The sequence below is a fragment of the Streptomyces sp. NPDC028991 genome (assembly GCF_055564775.1).
Genome location: NZ_JBVHVP010000010.1, coordinates 83584 through 101174, shown reverse-complemented (window position 1 = coordinate 101174; position 17591 = coordinate 83584). Strand labels below are relative to the sequence as shown.

The window sequence follows — 17591 nt, the reverse complement described above, 5'->3', positions numbered from 1 at the left end:
CCTCCTTGACTCGGTTCGGCGCGCCACCGAGTGGCGCTTGTGGGTCGGTGTTGGTCGGATCGGTCATCGGTCCGCGGACGGCGCGGCGCCCTGCCGCAGGACGAGCGCCGAGTTGGAGCCCATCAGCCCGCGGCCGAGGACCAGGGCGGTGCGTGTCTCGGCGGGGCGGGCCCGGCCGGCCACCACGTCCAGGTCGTGGCACACGTCGAACACGTTCGGGGTGGGCGGGATCAGCCCGTGCTCCATGGCCAGCACCGCGGTCGCCACGTCCAGCACCGGCGCCGCGCAGTACGCCCGCCCCGTCCCGGTCTTGGGCGCGGTGACCGGCACCCGCCGCGCGTGCGGGCCGAGGGCGTCGGCCAGGGCCAGGGCCTCGGCCCGGTCGGCTTCCGGGACCGCGAGGGCGTCCGCGAACACCACGTCCACCTCCTCGGGCCGGCAGCCCGCCTCGGCCAGCGCGCCCTCGATCGCGCGGGCCAGCCCGTGACGGGACTCCGCCCAGCGGGACGGGCCGGTGAACGTCGCCGCGTGCCCGGCCACCGTCGCCCGCACGTCGGCCCCGCGGTCCCGGGCCGCCGCTTCCTCCTCCACCACCAGCACGGCACCGCCCTCGGCCGGTGCGAACCCGCAGGCCGCACCGGTGAACGGACGGTAGGCGCGGTCGGGTTCGGCGGCCCGGCTCAGCTCGGGGTAACCCAGCTGGCAGACGATCGAGTACGGGGCGAGCGGCGCCTCCGTCGCGCCGCAGACCACCGTGTCGGTGCCGTTCCGCACGGCCAGCGCCGCGTGCGCCAGGGCGTCCAGGCCGCCCGCCTCGTCGGCGGCCACGACCCCGCAGGGACCCTTGAAGTCGTTGCGGATGGAGATCTGGCCGGTGCTGGCCGCGTAGAACCAGGCGATCGACTGGTAAGGGCCGACGTACCGGGACCCCTGGCCCCACAGGTTCTGGAGCTCCCGCTGCCCGAACTCGCCGCCGCCCGATCCCGCGGCGGTGACCACGCCGACCGAGAACGGCGACTCGATGTCGGCGGGACCGAAACGGGCGTCGTCCAGTCCCAGCTGGGTGGCGGCCAGCGCGAAGTGCGTGAACCGGTCGGTCTGGACGAGGAAGCGCTCCTCGACCGTCTCGGCCGCGTCGAAGCCGTGCACCTCGCCCGCGACCCGCAGGGGCATGTCCTCGCAGCCCTCCCGGGTGACCGGCCCGAGGCTGCTGGTGCCGTCCGCGACCGCCTTCCAGAACCTCTCGGCCCCGATGCCGTGCGGGGACACCACGCCGAGCCCGGTGACGACGGCGCGCCTGCTGCCGCGCCTGCCCGGGTCCTTGCTCCGGCGACTGGTCCGTTGTGGTCCGCTCATCGCAGCCCTCCTTCGGAACCGCTCAGTACGACGGCGGACTGGAAGCCACCGAAGCCGCTGCCCACCGACAGCACGTGCCGCAGGGTCCGCTCCCGTGCCTCGCGCGGCACGTAGTCCAGGTCGCACTCGGGGTCGGGGGTCGTGTAGTTGGCCGTGGGCGGCACCACCTGGTGGGCCATCGCCAGCACGCACGCGGCGAGCTCTATCGAGCCGATCGCGCCCAGCGAATGGCCGACCATGGACTTGATCGAGCTCATGGGCGTCGCGTAGGCGTGCTCGCCCAGCGAGCGTTTGACGGCCGCGGTCTCGTGCCGGTCGTTCTGCTGGGTGCCGGAGCCGTGGGCGTTGACGTAGTCGATGGCGGAGCCGTCCAGTCCGGCCATGTCGAGCGCGGTGTCGATGGCCCGCGCCATCTCCAGGCCCTCCTTGGTGAGCCCGGTCATGTGGTACGCGTTGCCGAACGTCGCGTAGCCGGAGATCTCGCAGTACACGTCCGCGCCACGGGCCCGGGCGTGCTCCAGGTCCTCCAGGACCAGGACCGCGGCACCCTCGCCCATGACGAAGCCGTTGCGGTCGGCGTCGAAGGGCCGGGAGGCGTGCGCGGGGTCGTCGTTGTTCGGCGAGGTCGCCTTGATGGCGTCGAAGCAGGCCATGGTGATCGGCGATATCGGCGAGTCCGCCGCACCCGCCAGGCACACGTCGACGCGTCCCTCGGCCACCGCGTGGTAGGCGTACCCCACCGCGTCCAGGCCGGACGTGCACCCGGTGGAGACGGTCTGCACCGGCCCGTGCACGCCGAACTCCTCGGCCACGGCCGACGACAGCGTCGCCGGGGTGAAGGCGCGCTCCAGGTGCGGCTCGGCCCGCCGGTCGTCCACGTCCCACCGCGAGCCGCGCTCGCTGACGAGCACGTAGTCGTGCTCCAGCCGGGTCGTTCCGCCGACGGCCGTGCCGAGCGTGGCGCCGGCCCGCCAGGGGTCCTCGCGTGTCATGTCGAGGTCCGCGTCGCGCACCGCCTCGGACGCGGCCACGAGCGCGAACTGCACGTAGCGGTCGGACCGCTGGACGGTGGCGAGGTCCAGCCCGTGCTCGGACGGTTCGAAGTCGCACTCCGCGGCGATCTGCGAACGCAGCCCGGCCGGGTCGAACAGGCTGATGCGGCGCGTCGCCGTACGGCCGTCGGACAGCAGGCCCCAGAACTGGGGTACGCCGATCCCGCCCGGGGCGACGACGCCTATGCCCGTGACGGCGACCCGTCGCCGGGTCATGACACCACCTCGGCCGTGGTGGCGGGACGCCCCTGCCCCGCGCATCCGGCGTGATCGTGGTCGTGGCCGTGGCTTTGGCCGTGGTCCCGGGCGCGGTCCCGGTCGTGCGGGAGGGCGTTGCCCGCCGCGTCCTCCGTGTCGACGTGACCGAGCTCCGGCCGCGGGGCCAGCGGCCCCAGGTGGAAGACGAGGCGCGCCTCGACGTCGCCCGCGTTGCGGAAGCGGTGGCGCATGTCCTGCGGGATCAGCAGTCCCTGCCCGGTGGAGAGGGCGTGCGGCACCCCGTCCAGGTCCACCTCGAGCGCGCCGTCGGTGACGTACACGAACTCCTCCGAGTACGGGTGGTAGTGCTCGGCGATGCGGTCGCCGGGCTGCACGATGGCCACGCCCATGAAGCCGCTGGTCGACCCGGCGGTGGTGGGTGTGAGAAGGGCGCGGAGGTCTCCGCCGCGGCGGCGGTTCGGCGCGATGTCGCCGAGGGAGACGATGCGTACCTGCTGGTCTGTCATGTCGTTCACTCCGGGTGACGGGAGGCGGTGGGGGAGGTCGGGGCGGCCGGGGAGTTCCGCACGGACCGGCGGGGCGCGCCGTTGGGCCCCCGGCCGCGTGGTGGGGCCGCGCGGTTCGGATGCGTGGTGCGGCCGGGTGCTGGGGCCGCGCGCTTCGGACGCTGGTTCAGGAGGCTGGTTCAGGAGGCTGGGGAACGCCGGTCGGTCAAGGGCGTCATACGGGCCCGCGCGAGCAGCTGGGACAGCGTGCGGGCCTCCGTCAGTGGCCCGTCGATGCCGACGGCGGCGGTGTCCAGCAGCCGCTCGGCCACGGCGACCCCGGGGCTCGCGGCGGCCCCGGAGGCCTCGGCGGCCCCGTGCAGGCCCAGGACGAAGGCGGGCGCGTCGTCCGGGTCACCGTCCATGTCGAGAAGCCGTACGACCAGGTCGTCGCGGTGGAAGACGGTGGCTGCCAGGACCGGGTTGTCCGAATGCTGCGCGGCGGCCGCGTCCTGGCGGGCCAGCAGTCGGGCCAGTTCGGGACCGGCGCCGGGGCGGACCGGGTAGAGCAGCGCGACGCGCTGCGTGCGCGCGCCGGCCTCGGCGGTGGTCGCCACATGGTGGACCGCCGGCATGGCGGCCCGCGTGAAGAACCGGCGGGCGTCCCGGGGATCGCCCAGGTCCCGCCGCTGCTCCAGGAACGGGTTGAGGGCCTCCTCGACGGCCCGCACCGCGGGCTGCCGGGCGACGTGGCGCAGCGCGGTCTGCAGGTCGCCCTGCACCTCCACGGCTCGCACGACCCGGTTGCCGTGCAGGAAGACCGAGGTGCGCAGCAGTCGGCCGGAGTCGTCGACGCGGGCGTCGGGCGGCGCGTAGCCGGACAGCAGCCGGGCGACCTCCTCCTCGCTGCCGGACCGCACGGTGAAGGTCAGGGCGTGCCGTACGACGTTGCTCCCGATCCGGGGAGCGGCCCGCAGCGGCTCGCCCGCCGCGGCGGACGGGGACTCCCCGCCGGCGGTCTCCCGCAGGACGCTGTAGCGCAGGGAGTGCGTGTCGCGGACGTAGTCCTGCAGGGGCTCGACGGTGTCCAGGTGCTCTTCGCTGTTGACCCAGGCCAGGAAGGGCTCCGCGCTCTCCCACTCACTGGTGAGCAGCCACTGGGTGGGATTGTCCACGGACTGGCACAGCTGGTCGCTGACGTGCCCCCGCACGGCGGCGACCCGGTCCCGGATGCCGTCGTAGGCGTCCAGGAACTCCTGCTGCATTCCGTCGTGGATGTCCAGCATCAGGACGACCCGCACGCGGGATCCGTCGAACGCGGATACCGACACGCCGCCCGCGTCCGCGGCCACGGCGGCCGATGCCGCCGCGGCGTCTGTGGTCAGGGCATCCGCCGACACGGTATCCGTCGCTACGACGGGAGAGACCGTCATCCGGCCCACCTCTTCTCCGGGGAACTTCCTCGTGGACTGGGGGGAGGCGATCGTCGCGGCGTGCGCCATTGCTACGGCGTGGTGCGGCGGTCGCAGTAAGCACGATCGTGGGCCGTGCCCGCGGGGACCGCGAACCAGGAGGGTTAAGCGGGTGAAGCCTGAGCCGCCGCGGGCCGCAGGGGGCATGCATGAAGACCCCCGGCGCACTCCTGTCGCGGGGCGAGTCACACGACGACGGTCCGGCGTACGGAGCGCGCACGTCTGTCACCACTGCGGAAGACGTCCGTCACGGCGAAGGGCCACGTCCCTCACAACGGAAGACGACGTCCGTCACGACACGGGACGAACGTCCGTCACAACGGAGGACGAACAATGAACGAAAGAGCCGACCGGTCCGGCGGAGCCGCCCCCGGGGGCGGAGTCCACCGCGTCCCGGTCCTCATCGTCGGCGGTTCCCTGGTGGGTCTGTCGACCTCGGTGTTCCTGGGGCGGCTGGGCATCCGGCACACCCTGGTGGAGCGCCACGCCGGCACCTCCATTCACCCTCGCGGGCGCGGCAACAACGTCCGCACCATGGAGATCTTCCGCGTGGCCGGCACCGAGCCGGACATCCGGAAGGCCGCCGCCACCCTGGCCGACAACCACGGCATCTTCCAGACACCCACCCTGGTCGGCGACGCGGGGGAGTGGCTGTTCAAGGAGATGGACGCAGGCGGCGGGCTGGCCCGCTTCAGCCCCAGCTCGTGGTGCCTGTGCTCCCAGAACGACCTGGAGCCGGAACTCCTCACCCACGCCACGAACCTCGGCGGCGACCTGCGCTTCGGCACGGAACTGCTGTCGTTCGAGCCCGACGCCGAGGGGGTCACCGCCATCGTCAAGAGCCGGGAGACCGGCGAGCACACCACCATCCGCGCGGACTACCTCGTCGCCGCCGACGGTCCCCGCAGCCCCGTCCGCGAGCAGCTGGGCATCGGGCAGAGCGGCCCCGGCGACCTCTTCCACAACGTCAGCATCACCTTCCGCTCCCGCCGCCTCGCCGACGTCGTGGGCGACCGCCGCTTCATCGTCTGCTACCTGACCGGCGAGGACGCCGACGGCGCCCTCCTGCCGGTCGACAACCGCGAGAACTGGGTCTTCCACGCCCCCTGGCACCCCGAACAGGGTGAAACGGTCGAGGACTTCACCGACGAGCGCTGCGCCGCCCACATCAGCCGCGCGATCGGCGTCCCGGACCTCGACGTGGAGATCACCGGCAAGGCGCCCTGGCACGCCGCCCAGCGCGTCGCCCGCAGCTACCGCTCCGGTCGCGTCCTCCTGGCCGGCGACTCGGCCCACGAGATGTCCCCGACCGGTGCCTTCGGTTCCAACACCGGCATCCAGGACGCCCACAACCTGGCCTGGAAACTCGCCGCGGTCCTGGAGGGTTGGGCGGGCGAGGGCCTCCTGGACACCTACGACGCGGAACGCCGCCCGGTCGCGGAGGCCACCAGCGCCCGAGCCGCGGGACGCTCGGTCGAACACAGCCACCCGGGGTTCGCACCACCGCCGGGCATGGGGGGCGGGGCACCGGCCGACGGCCCCGGGAGCGGCCCTGGCGGACCTCCTGCGGGTGGTCCCGGCGGTCCCGGCGGTCCTCCTGCGGGCGGTCCTCCTGCGGGTGGCCCCGGGGGTGGTCCTGGCGGACCTCCTGCGGGCGGTCCCGGCGGTCCTGTCGGTCCCCCTGCGGGTGGCCCCGGTGGCGGCCCAGGCGGAAGCCCGCAGCGCGGCATCCTGAACGTCGCCCTCGGCTACCGCTACCCCCAGGGCGCGGTGGTCGGCGCCGACCCGGCGACCCCGGTGGTCCCGGAGAGCCTCGACCTCACCGGCGCTCCCGGCAGCCGGGCTCCCCACCTCTGGCTGCGCCGAAGCGACGACGACGCCCGCGTGTCCACCCTCGACCTCTACGAGGACTCCCTGGTCCTGCTCAGCGACGCCGCACAGCCCACCGGCTGGCACGAGGCGGCGACACGGCTGGCGGCCGACCTCCGGGTCCCGCTGAAGTCGTACCGCGTGGGCGGCACACCGGAGGCCGACCTCACCCCGGACGACGAGGAAACCGACTGGGCGAAAGCCCACGGAGTGACCCGCGGCGGCGCGGTCCTCGTCCGCCCCGACGGCTTCGTCGCCTGGCACTCCCCGGGCCCGGCCCCGGACCCGGAGTCGATGCTGCGCCAGGTCGTGAACACGGTGCTGGCACGCACGTGACCTGAGGCCCGCCCTGCCCACCCCGCCCGCCACCTCGCGAGGCCCACTCCCCGTCCACCTGCCGGCGTCTCGCTCGGAGGCCAAGCGGGGAGCGGCCCCCGTAGGCGAGGGGGTGGGCACGGCGGACACGGCGTTGGTGCCGGGCGCCGACCTGACCGCGTACGCGCGACCGCGACGAGCTCGTTGGGTCCGTCCGCTCGATCTGACGCGCGACGGCTGCGGCGACGTGACTCCGGGCCGTGCCGTCGAAACATGCTCGGGCAGCGGTGGGGGACCGGTGACCAGATCGCAGCCCACCTCACCACTGCCGGCGCCAGGTTGGATGAGCAGGTATCGATCAATCTCCGTTGGGCCGCCACAGCCAGCGCAGTGCGTCGGGCAGCAGGACGCCGCCGTGGTCGAGGCTGTGTCCACCGTCTCCCAGGACAAGGCGGAAGTCGTAGCCCGCTTCGGCGAGAGCGGCTGCCACGCGCAGGTTTTCGGCGAACCAGTTCCGGTATGCCGCTCGGCCGGGACCGGCGCCCCGCCGCCGCAGCCCCACGAACGGCATACCGGTGCACGACATCAGATTGGGAAGCTGCGGGCACTTGAGGCCGGAACAAGGGCTGACCTGGGCGAATGACCAGCGTGTTGCCTCGCCTGGCTGGCTCCGTTCACCGTGGTTCCCAGCGGCTCCCCGCGCTATCTGGTGCACTTGGATCAGCTGGCGTGGGCTGAGCGATTGATCGCGCGCGAGGAGTCGAGGCGGCTGCAACGTGCAGGAGGGTGTGCGGTGCGGAGATCGTTGGGATCGCCTGACCTGACCTGACCTGACCTGACCTGTCCGTGGATGGTCCACAGGGCCACCAAGATCATTACGTCGTGATTACGTGATCACTGGCAAACGCCTGCTTCCGACGGCATCCACCTGCACATACGCGAAGACCCCGTTCTCAGCGAACTCGCTGATGGCGGGGTCTTGGGCACCTTACTAAGGGTGCCCCCGGCAGGATTCGAACCTGCGCACACGGCTCCGGAGGCCGTTGCTCTATCCCCTGAGCTACGGGGGCGTGTCGGTCGCGTTCGGTGTTGCTCGCGGCGACGGGTAGAACACTACCAGCTCCCCCGGGATGGTCATGAACGGGTTTTCGCGGGTCGCGGGACGTGCGGGTGCGTCAGCCGTGGGGGTGTTGTCCCCCGCACGGGGCGGAAGTGGGGAAAACCCGGACGCGGTGGCCGGTCCGGACCTACTCTCGAGTTGTGCCTAGGGCGTCTGGCCGGGTTCTTGTTGTGGACGACAACAAGGTCATCCGGCAGCTGATCAGGGTCAATCTCGAGCTGGAGGGCTTCGAGGTCGTGACCGCGGCCGATGGTGCCGAGTGTCTTGAAGTCGTTCATCAGGTGCGGCCCGACGCCGTCACGCTGGACGTGGTCATGCCTCGGCTGGACGGGGTGCGGACCGTGGCTCGGCTGCGTGCCGATCCGCGGACGCGGGAGCTTCCGATCGCCATCGTCAGCGCCTGCACGCCGTACGAGGTGGACGCCGGGTTCGGCGCCGGGGCCGACGCGTTTCTGTCCAAGCCGTTCGAGCCCGCCGAGCTCGTCGCACTCGTGCGGCAGTTGGTCGAGCGGAAGGCCCACGGGAGCGCGGCTTCCCTCCAGACGGTGCCCGGTGTGGGCGGGGAGAGCGAATCGCCTGCTCAGGCTGAATCGGCCGGGTGACTCCCGTAGGGGCGAGCGGGCCCTTCGTCCACATGTCGGGACCGGTGTGAAACCTGCTCGCCTACCCACCCCCTTCCTCCCATACGCTTGACCCGTGACCCCCGTAGAGCTCTCCCGCACCGTGCTGCACGCGGTGCGTCGCGCCGTCGACGCGGGCGAGCTGAACGTGACCGTTCCGGCGCGTGCCGTGGTCGCTCCGCCGGGGCCCGGAGGCTGCGGGGACTACGCCACCGGCATCGCCCTCCAGCTCGCCCGGCCGGCCGGGCAGCCGCCGCACCGCGTTGCCGAGGTGCTGCTGCCGTATCTCGTGGACGTCGACGGGATCACGGACGTCGTCCTCACCGGACCCGGGTTCCTCAACATCAGCCTGCACGGCACCGCGCCCGCCGACCTCGTCGTCGAAATCCTGCGCCGCGGGGACCGTTACGGGTACGCCGACGGGACCGGCGCGGAGAGCGGCCGCCTCGTGCAACTGCACTGCGCCCACGACCTCCGTGCCGTCGTCGTCGCCGAGGCCACCGCCCGCATCCTGCGCTCCCAGGGCGTCCTCGTCCGCACCAGCTGCGCCGCGCCCGTCGATTCCGCGTGGACCGCCGTCCTCGGCGTGCGCGTCGACGCGGCCGGGCCCGCGCCCGCGGAGCTGCCCGTCGGGGTCCGTCCCGTACCCGCCCCGGACGACCCCCTGCCTCTCGGCCGCGACGCCGCCCGCTGGGCCCTGCTCCACCCCGCCGCCCACGACCGGCCCCGGACCGGTGACGAGCACCTGGTCCAGCGCGAGAGCAACCCCCTCTTCCGGGTGCGGTACGCCCACGCCCGCACCCGGGCCCTCACACGCAACGCCGCCGAGCTCGGTTTCGCCGCCGAGCCCGGCCCCCTTGCTGCCGGGCCCGATCCCCTTGCTGCCGAGCCCGATCCCCTGGCCGCCGAGCCCGGCCCCGTAGCCGCCGAGCCCGGTCCCGTAGCCGCCGCGCAGGACCTTCTCGTCGTCCTCGCCGACCACCCCCGCGTCCTCGCCGCCGCCGCGGCGCACCGCGCGCCCGACCGGCTCGCCCGGCATCTCGTCACCGTCGCCGACGCCGCCCTGCCCTTCCTCCCCACCGTGCTGCCGCGCGGTGGGGAGAAACCCTCGGCCGCCCACCGCGCCCGGCTCGCCCTCGCCGAAGCCGCCGGGACGGTGCTGGCCGGCGGCCTGTCCCTCCTCGGTATCGACGCACCCGACCACCTCTGAGAGAGCACAGAAGACGCCATGAGCCGTTCCGCACACCCCGCCGGGCCCCGTCACGCCGACGTCCTGTCCGAGGGGCACTACTCCGCCCCGCCGGCCGACCTCAACGCCCTCGACGCCAAGGTCTGGGCCCAGACCGTCGACCGGGACGCGGACGGTGTCGTCACCGTCGGCGGGATCACCGTCACGCAGCTCGCCGAGGAGTACGGCACCCCCGCCTACGTCCTCGACGAGGCCGACTTCCGGTCCCGGGCGCGGGCCTGGCGCACCGCCTTCGGCACGGATGCCGACGTCTTCTACGCCGGCAAGGCCTTCCTGTCGCGTGCCGTGGTGCGGTGGCTGGACGAGGAGGGGCTGAACCTCGACGTGTGCTCCGGCGGCGAACTCGCCACCGCGCTGTCCGCCGGGATGCCCGCCGACCGCATCGCCTTCCACGGCAACAACAAGTCGCCGGAGGAGATCGAGCGTGCCGTCCGGGCCGGGGTCGGGCGGATCGTGCTCGACTCCTTCCAGGAGATCGTGCGTGTCGCCCACATCGCCCAGTCGCTGGGCACGCGGCAGCGGGTGCAGATCCGTATCACCGTCGGGGTCGAGGCCCACACGCACGAGTTCATCGCCACGGCGCACGAGGACCAGAAGTTCGGGATTCCGCTGGCCGGGGGACAGGCCGCGGAAGCCGTGCGGCGGGCCCTGCGGCTCGACGGACTCGAGGTGATCGGGATCCACTCGCACATCGGGTCGCAGATCTTCGACATGTCGGGGTTCGAGGTCGCCGCCCACCGGGTGGTCGGGCTGCTCAAGGACATTCGCGACGAGCACGGCGTCGAGCTTCCCGAGATCGACCTCGGCGGCGGACTCGGGATCGCGTACACGAGTGACGACGACCCCCGCGAGCCGCACGAGATCGCCAAGGCGCTCACCGAGATCGTCACTCGGGAGTGCGAGGGCGCGAAGCTGCGCACGCCCCGCATCTCCGTCGAGCCCGGGCGGGCCATCGTCGGGCCCACCGCCTTCACGCTCTACGAGGTCGGCACCGTCAAGCCCCTCGACGGACTGCGCACGTACGTCTCCGTCGACGGCGGCATGTCGGACAACATCCGCACCGCGCTGTACGACGCCGAGTACAGCGTCGCCCTCGTCTCCCGCACCTCCGATGCCGAGTCCATGCTCGCGCGGGTCGTCGGCAAGCACTGCGAGAGCGGGGACATCGTGGTCAAGGACGCCTTCCTGCCGGGTGACCTGGCACCCGGTGACCTCATCGCCGTCCCGGCGACCGGGGCGTACTGCCGTTCCATGGCCAGCAACTACAACCACGTGCCGCGTCCGCCCGTCGTCGCCGTACGGGACGGCGAGGCGCGGGTCATCGTGCGCAGGGAGACCGAGGAGGACCTGCTGCGTCTCGACGTCGGATGAGCCCCGACGCGTGGACGGGTGAGCAGGTGTGCGGGTGTGCGGGTGAGCAGGTGTGCGGGTGAACCGGTGGCGAGCCGGGGCGGAAGATCTTCCGCCGTTCGACCCTGTGAAAATGAAATAAACGTCTCAGGATCCGGACGAAAGGCAGAAAATGCCGTCCGGTGCGTGAGACTGGTCCAACCGTAGACGGTATGAGGAAACGAGGTCGGATGATGCGTACGCGTCCGCTGAAGGTGGCGCTGCTGGGCTGTGGAGTGGTCGGCTCAGAGGTGGCGCGCATCATGACGACGCACGCCGACGACCTCGCCGCCCGGATCGGGGCCCCGGTGGAGCTCGCGGGCGTGGCCGTGCGGCGGCCCGACCGGGTGCGCGAGGGCATCGACCCGGCGCTCGTCACCACCGACGCCACCGCCCTCGTCAAACGCGGGGACCTCGACGTCGTCGTCGAGGTCATCGGCGGGATCGAGCCCGCCCGCACCCTCATCACCACCGCCTTCGAGCACGGCGCCTCCGTCGTCTCCGCCAACAAGGCGCTCCTCGCCCAGGACGGCGCCGCCCTGCACGCCGCCGCCGACGAGCACGACAAGGACCTCTATTACGAGGCCGCCGTCGCCGGTGCCATCCCGCTGATCCGGCCGCTGCGCGAGTCCCTCGCCGGCGACAAGGTCAACCGGGTGCTCGGCATCGTCAACGGGACGACCAACTTCATCCTCGACGCCATGGACACCACCGGGGCGGGCTACCAGGAGGCCCTCGACGAGGCCACCGCCCTCGGGTATGCGGAGGCCGACCCGACCGCCGACGTCGAGGGGTTCGACGCCGCCGCCAAGGCCGCCATCCTCGCCGGGATCGCCTTCCACACGCGCGTGCGCCTCGACGACGTGTACCGCGAGGGCATGACCGAGGTCACCGCCGCCGACTTCGCCTCCGCCAAGGAGATGGGCTGCACCATCAAGCTCCTCGCCATCTGCGAGCGGGCCGCGGACGGGGCGTCGGTGACCGCGCGCGTGCATCCCGCGATGCTCCCGCTCAGTCACCCGCTGGCCAATGTGCGCGGCGCCTACAACGCCGTCTTCGTCGAGTCCGACGCCGCCGGGCAGCTCATGTTCTACGGGCCCGGAGCCGGCGGCTCGCCGACCGCGTCCGCCGTGCTGGGCGACCTCGTCGCCGTCTGCCGCAACCGGCTGGGCGGCGCGACCGGTCCCGGCGAGTCCGCGTACGCGGCGCTTCCCGTCTCCCCGATGGGCGACGTCGTCACCCGGTACCACATCAGCCTCGACGTGGCCGACATCCCGGGCGTGCTCGCCCAGGTCGCGACCGTGTTCGCGGAGCACGGTGTCTCCATCGACACCGTGCGGCAGTCCGGCAAGGACGGCGAGGCCTCCCTCGTCGTCGTCACCCACCGCGCGTCCGACGCCGCCCTCGGCGGTACGGTCGAGGCGCTGCGCAAGCTCGACACCGTGCGGGGTGTCGCCAGCATCATGCGGGTTGAAGGAGAGTAACCAGCAATGACCCACCAGTGGCGCGGAATCATCGAGGAGTACCGGGACAGGCTGCCCGTCTCCGACAGCACGCCCGTCGTGACGCTCCGTGAGGGCGGCACACCGCTCGTGCCCGCGCAGGTGCTCTCCGAGCGCACGGGCTGCGAGGTCCACCTCAAGGTGGAGGGCGCGAACCCGACCGGGTCCTTCAAGGACCGCGGTATGACCATGGCCATCAGCAAGGCCAAGGAGGAGGGCGCGCAGGCCGTCATCTGCGCGTCGACCGGGAACACCTCCGCGAGTGCCGCCGCGTACGGTGTCCGCGCGGGCATGGTCTCCGCGGTCCTCGTGCCGCAGGGCAAGATCGCGCTCGGCAAGATGGGCCAGGCCCTCGTGCACGGGGCGAAGATCCTCCAGGTCGACGGAAACTTCGACGACTGCCTCACGCTTGCCCGCGCGCTGAGCGACAACTACCCCGTGGCACTGGTCAATTCGGTCAACCCGGTGCGTATCGAGGGGCAGAAGACGGCCGCCTTCGAGATCGTGGACATGCTCGGCGACGCTCCCGACATCCACGTCCTGCCGGTGGGCAACGCGGGCAACATCACCGCGTACTGGAAGGGCTACCGGGAGTACGCGGCCGACGGGGTCAGCACGAAGGCGCCGCGTATGTGGGGGTTCCAGGCCTCCGGCAGTGCCCCCATCGTGCGCGGCGAGGTCGTCAAGGACCCGTCGACCATCGCCACCGCCATCCGCATCGGCAACCCCGCCTCCTGGGACTTCGCGCTCGCCGCGCGGGACGAGTCCGGCGGTGCCATCGACGAGGTGACGGACCGTGAGATCCTGCGCGCCTACCGGCTGTTGGCCTCCCAGGAGGGCGTCTTCGTGGAGCCCGCGTCCGCCGCGTCGGTGGCCGGCCTGCTGAAGGCCGCCGAGCAGGGCAAGGTCGACCCGGGGCAGCGGATCGTGTGCACCGTCACCGGCAACGGACTGAAGGACCCGGACTGGGCCGTCGCCGGTGCCCCGCAGCCGGTCACCGTCCCGGTCGACGCGGCGACGGCCGCCGAGCGGCTCGGCCTGATCTGAGCGACCTCCCCGAGCGACGCGCCCAGCGTGCGAAGAGGGCGTAAGGGGCGTCCAGCCGGGAAAGTCATTCATGGGGGGTGCACAGGGGGCTTACGACACGCATCGTGCGCCTCCTGTGCGCCCTATGTCGCCACAGAACCTTCCTTCGATAGGCTGTACCGAACCCGCCCGCCGCATATGCCGCGGTGCCGCGCCGTCTCCGAGGTCGGGAAGCGGCCGGGAGAGCCGGCCGTCGGGCAGGCGGCAGCCGGCCGTCGGGCGGGCAGCGGCGACCCCAGGTTCCGTACGTCATCGAATGTCATTCGACAGTCACGCAGCTCAAGGAGGGTCATCAAGCGATGGCCGGTCCAGCGTTCCGCGCCGCCGCCGTCCGGGTGCGCGTCCCCGCCACCAGCGCCAACCTCGGCCCGGGCTTCGACGCCCTCGGTCTCGCGCTGGGCTTGTACGACGACGTCGTCGTCCGGGTGGCCGACTCAGGGCTGCACATCGACATCGCGGGTGAGGGCAGCGAGACGCTGCCGCACGACGAGAAGCACCTCCTCGTCCGCTCCCTGCGCACCGCCTTCGACCTCCTGGGCGGACAGCCGCGCGGCCTCGAGATCGTCTGCGCCAACCGCATTCCGCACGGCCGGGGCCTCGGCTCCTCCTCCGCCGCCATCTGCGCCGGCATCGTCGCCGCGCGCGCGGTGACCATAGGCGGCGAGGCCCGCCTCGACGACGCCGCGCTGCTCGACCTCGCCACCGAGATCGAGGGCCACCCGGACAACGTGGCGGCCTGTCTGCTGGGCGGCTTCACCCTGTCCTGGATGGAGTCCGGCGCCGCCCGGGCGATCAGGATGGAGCCCGCCGATTCCATCGTTCCGGTGGTTTTCGTGCCCGGAAAACCGGTACTGACCCAGACCGCGCGAGGACTGCTCCCGCGCAGCGTCCCGCACGTCGACGCCGCCGCCAACGCCGGCCGCGCCGCGCTGCTCGTCGAGGCGCTCACCAGGCGCCCCGAGCTGCTGCTGCCGGCCACCGAGGACCGGCTGCACCAGGAGTACCGCGCCCCGGCCATGCCGGAGAGCGCGGCACTGGTGGAACGGCTGCGCGGCGACGGCGTCCCCGCGGTGATCTCGGGTGCCGGACCCACGGTGATGGCGCTGGCCGACGCCGACACGGCCGACAAGGTCGAGGCGCTGGCCGGGACGGACTGGGCGGCCAACCGGCTCGGCCTGGACCAGCAGGGCGCGAGCGTCCTGCCACTGGCGACCTGACACACGGTTGCCGGATTTCGAGAGGGGGAATGTTTGTTGGATCCGGTAGTGTTAACCTCAAGTCTGCACCCGACCCCACCATGGCGAGGTGCCTCGTGTCCCCGTCCGGGACAGACATTCTTCCGGGAGCCCCCCAAGCCGCATTGTGTAGTGGACGTCGTACGTGATCAGTACGGCCGACGCGGACACTGAGCGGCCCACCGGTGGGGGCACCCCCTCTGGGGGAGTTTCGGAACCGGTGCGACCACGCCGCAGGACACAGCCACTGGGTGCCACGGCTAGGGGAAGCGCCATCACCAGATATCTCTTCCGCCGTTCAGGCGGACCACCGCCCCGGCACGGTTCACACAGCAAGGACCGAAGCCGGACAGCACAACCGGTCGCCGAGCCAGACAGGCCGACGTCCGCTCCAGGGAAGGACCCTTCGTGAGCGACACCACCGATCTGATGGGCGCACGTGTCGAGGAGACCGCTGCCGCGCCCTCCACGGACGCCTCCGCGCCTGCCACCGGTGCCGGCTCCCGGCGGCGCCGCGGTACCGGCCTCGAGGGCATGGTGCTGGCCGAGCTGCAACAGGTCGCATCCGGCCTCGGCATCAGGGGCACCGCGCGTATGCGCAAGAGCCAGTTGATCGAGGTCATCAAGGAGGCGCAGGCCGCGGGAGGAGCCCCCGCCAAGGCCGCGCCCGACGCGGCGGACGCCGCCGGCGAGACCAAGCCGAAGCGCCGCAGCACCTCCCGGTCCCGTACGGGCGACGAGGCCCCCGCCGAGAAGGCGGCGAAGGCCGGCAAGGCCGAGAAGAAGGCGGAGAAGGCGGTCGCCGACAAGAGCGCCGCCCAGCAGCAGATCGACATCCCCGGTCAGCCGTCGCCCAAGGTCGCGCCCTCGGCCGACCAGGCCGCCGCCCCCGCCGACGAGGCCCCCTCCGAGCGCCGTCGTCGCCGGGCCACCGCCGACGCGGGCAGCCCGTCCGCCGCCACCGAGACGGTGGCCGTCGAGACGAAGAGCGAGCCGAAGGCCGATTCCTCCGCCCAGCAGCAGTCGCAGGGCCAGGGTCACCAGCAGGGGCAGGGCGACGCCCGCTCCGACGGTGACGGCGGCGAGGGCCGCCGTCGCGACCGCCGTGACCGCGGCGATCGCGATCGCGACCGTGACCGTGGTGACCGTGACCGCGGTGACCGGGACCGCGGACGCGACCGCCGCAACAAGGGCGACGACCAGCAGAACCAGGGCGGCGGCCAGCAGCGCCGGCAGCAGGGCGGCGGCCCCGACCGCCAGCAGCAGGACGACGACGACTTCGAGGGCGGCCGTCGCGGCCGTCGCGGCCGCTACCGGGACCGCCGTGGCCGCCGTGGGCGCGACGAGGGGGTGCAGGAGCCGCAGATCAACGAGGACGACGTCCTCATCCCGGTCGCCGGCATCCTCGACATCCTCGACAACTACGCGTTCATCCGGACCTCCGGCTACCTGCCCGGTCCCAACGACGTGTACGTCTCTCTCGCCCAGGTCCGCAAGAACGGGCTGCGCAAGGGCGACCACCTCACCGGTGCCGTGCGCCAGCCCAAGGAGGGCGAGCGCCGCGAGAAGTTCAACGCGCTGGTGCGCCTGGACTCCGTCAACGGCATGGCGCCCGAACACGGCCGCGGACGGCCGGAGTTCAACAAGCTGACGCCGCTGTACCCGCAGGACCGCCTCCGTCTGGAGACGGACCCCGGCGTCCTCACCACCCGCATCATCGACCTCGTCGCGCCGATCGGTAAGGGCCAGCGCGGTCTGATCGTGGCCCCGCCGAAGACCGGCAAGACCATGATCATGCAGGCGATCGCCAACGCGATCACGCACAACAACCCCGAGTGCCACCTGATGGTCGTCCTGGTCGACGAGCGTCCGGAAGAGGTCACCGACATGCAGCGGTCGGTCAAGGGCGAGGTCATCTCCTCGACCTTCGACCGTCCGGCCGAGGACCACACCACGGTCGCCGAGCTCGCCATCGAGCGCGCCAAGCGCCTGGTGGAGCTGGGCCACGACGTGGTCGTCCTGCTCGACTCGATCACGCGTCTGGGCCGTGCGTACAACCTCGCCGCCCCGGCCTCCGGCCGCATCCTGTCCGGTGGTGTCGACTCGACCGCCCTGTACCCGCCGAAGCGCTTCTTCGGTGCGGCCCGCAACATCGAGGACGGCGGTTCGCTGACCATCCTCGCCACCGCCCTGGTGGACACCGGGTCCCGCATGGACGAGGTCATCTTCGAGGAGTTCAAGGGCACCGGCAACGCCGAGCTCAAGCTCGACCGGAAGCTCGCCGACAAGCGCATCTTCCCGGCGGTGGATGTCGACGCGTCCGGCACCCGCAAGGAAGAGATCCTGCTCGGCAGCGACGAGCTCGCCATCACCTGGAAGCTGCGCCGCGTGCTGCACGCGCTCGACCAGCAGCAGGCGATCGAGCTGCTCCTCGACAAGATGAAGCAGACCAAGTCGAACGCCGAGTTCCTGCTGCAGATCCAGAAGACGACTCCGACGCCCGGCAACGGCGACTGAGCCGCCTCCGCCCCACTGCGGCGCGGACCGAAGTCCCGCCCCGTCACGCAGGTGACGGGGCGGGACTTCTGCCTTGTAGGATCAGCGCGCTGCAGTGGGGGGGGG

The 17591-nt window shown here is 72.3% G+C and carries 13 protein-coding genes and 1 tRNA gene; 8 read left to right on the top strand and 6 right to left on the bottom strand.

The annotated features are described in order from the left end of the window. Positions 1-63 precede the first annotated feature (63 nt). The 4 genes from ACZ4V1_RS20985 to ACZ4V1_RS20970 all read right to left on the bottom strand — a co-directional run bounded on the left by ACZ4V1_RS20985 (position 64) and on the right by ACZ4V1_RS20970 (position 4545). Entirely contained in the window at positions 64-1356 is a 1293-nt protein-coding gene (locus ACZ4V1_RS20985; RefSeq protein ID WP_468338181.1) for a ketosynthase chain-length factor, read from the bottom strand. Next, positions 1353-2624 carry a beta-ketoacyl-[acyl-carrier-protein] synthase family protein gene (locus tag ACZ4V1_RS20980; RefSeq protein WP_468338178.1) on the bottom strand — a complete coding sequence of 424 codons (1272 nt, stop codon included), beginning with the start codon at positions 2622-2624 and terminating at the stop codon, positions 1353-1355. The genes ACZ4V1_RS20985 and ACZ4V1_RS20980 overlap by 4 nt, the downstream gene beginning before the upstream one ends. Next, positions 2621-3133, bottom strand: a complete 513-nt coding sequence (locus ACZ4V1_RS20975) for a cupin domain-containing protein (RefSeq protein ID WP_468338175.1) — start codon at positions 3131-3133, stop codon at positions 2621-2623. Before ACZ4V1_RS20975 ends, ACZ4V1_RS20980 begins: the two co-directional genes overlap by 4 nt. 179 nt (positions 3134-3312) lie before the next feature. Beyond that, positions 3313-4545, bottom strand: coding sequence for a SchA/CurD-like domain-containing protein (locus ACZ4V1_RS20970; RefSeq protein WP_468338172.1), 1233 nt, complete (start codon positions 4543-4545; stop codon positions 3313-3315). Positions 4546-4917: 372 nt separating this feature from the next. On the opposite strand from ACZ4V1_RS20970, the gene ACZ4V1_RS20965 reads away from it, so the two are divergent. Beyond that, on the top strand, positions 4918-6789 hold the full coding sequence (locus ACZ4V1_RS20965) for an FAD-dependent oxidoreductase (RefSeq protein WP_468338169.1): 1872 nt from the start codon (positions 4918-4920) through the stop codon (positions 6787-6789). A gap of 337 nt (positions 6790-7126) precedes the next feature. On the opposite strand, the gene ACZ4V1_RS20960 is transcribed toward ACZ4V1_RS20965, so the two are convergent. Both ACZ4V1_RS20960 and ACZ4V1_RS20955 read right to left on the bottom strand, forming a co-directional pair. Then, a complete protein-coding gene (locus ACZ4V1_RS20960; RefSeq protein ID WP_468338166.1) occupies positions 7127-7258 on the bottom strand; it encodes a hypothetical protein in 132 nt (43 codons plus the stop codon). Positions 7259-7766: 508 nt separating this feature from the next. Further along, positions 7767-7838, bottom strand: a tRNA-Arg gene (locus ACZ4V1_RS20955). 142 nt (positions 7839-7980) lie between these two features. Between ACZ4V1_RS20955 and ACZ4V1_RS20950 the strand changes: the two genes are divergently transcribed. The 7 genes from ACZ4V1_RS20950 to rho all read left to right on the top strand — a co-directional run bounded on the left by ACZ4V1_RS20950 (position 7981) and on the right by rho (position 17486). Then, the gene (locus ACZ4V1_RS20950) at positions 7981-8490 is read left to right on the top strand and encodes a response regulator (RefSeq protein WP_468338163.1); all 510 of its coding nucleotides are present in this window, start codon (positions 7981-7983) and stop codon (positions 8488-8490) included. A gap of 94 nt (positions 8491-8584) precedes the next feature. Continuing rightward, positions 8585-9718 carry an ArgS-related anticodon-binding protein NrtL gene (gene nrtL / locus ACZ4V1_RS20945; protein WP_468338160.1) on the top strand — a complete coding sequence of 378 codons (1134 nt, stop codon included), beginning with the start codon at positions 8585-8587 and terminating at the stop codon, positions 9716-9718. 18 nt (positions 9719-9736) lie between these two features. After that, positions 9737-11128 carry a diaminopimelate decarboxylase gene (gene lysA / locus ACZ4V1_RS20940; RefSeq protein ID WP_468338157.1) on the top strand — a complete coding sequence of 464 codons (1392 nt, stop codon included), beginning with the start codon at positions 9737-9739 and terminating at the stop codon, positions 11126-11128. Positions 11129-11337: 209 nt separating this feature from the next. Next, the gene (locus tag ACZ4V1_RS20935) at positions 11338-12630 is read left to right on the top strand and encodes a homoserine dehydrogenase (RefSeq protein ID WP_468338154.1); all 1293 of its coding nucleotides are present in this window, start codon (positions 11338-11340) and stop codon (positions 12628-12630) included. Positions 12631-12636: 6 nt separating this feature from the next. Further along, on the top strand, positions 12637-13695 hold the full coding sequence (gene thrC / locus ACZ4V1_RS20930) for a threonine synthase (RefSeq protein ID WP_121749205.1): 1059 nt from the start codon (positions 12637-12639) through the stop codon (positions 13693-13695). 338 nt (positions 13696-14033) lie between these two features. Further along, on the top strand, positions 14034-14951 hold the full coding sequence (gene thrB, locus ACZ4V1_RS20925; protein WP_468338150.1) for a homoserine kinase: 918 nt from the start codon (positions 14034-14036) through the stop codon (positions 14949-14951). A 426-nt stretch (positions 14952-15377) separates the two neighbouring features. Next, positions 15378-17486: a transcription termination factor Rho gene (rho, locus tag ACZ4V1_RS20920; protein ID WP_468338147.1), complete on the top strand. Its 2109-nt coding sequence runs from the start codon at positions 15378-15380 to the stop codon at positions 17484-17486. Positions 17487-17591: the final 105 nt, after the last annotated feature.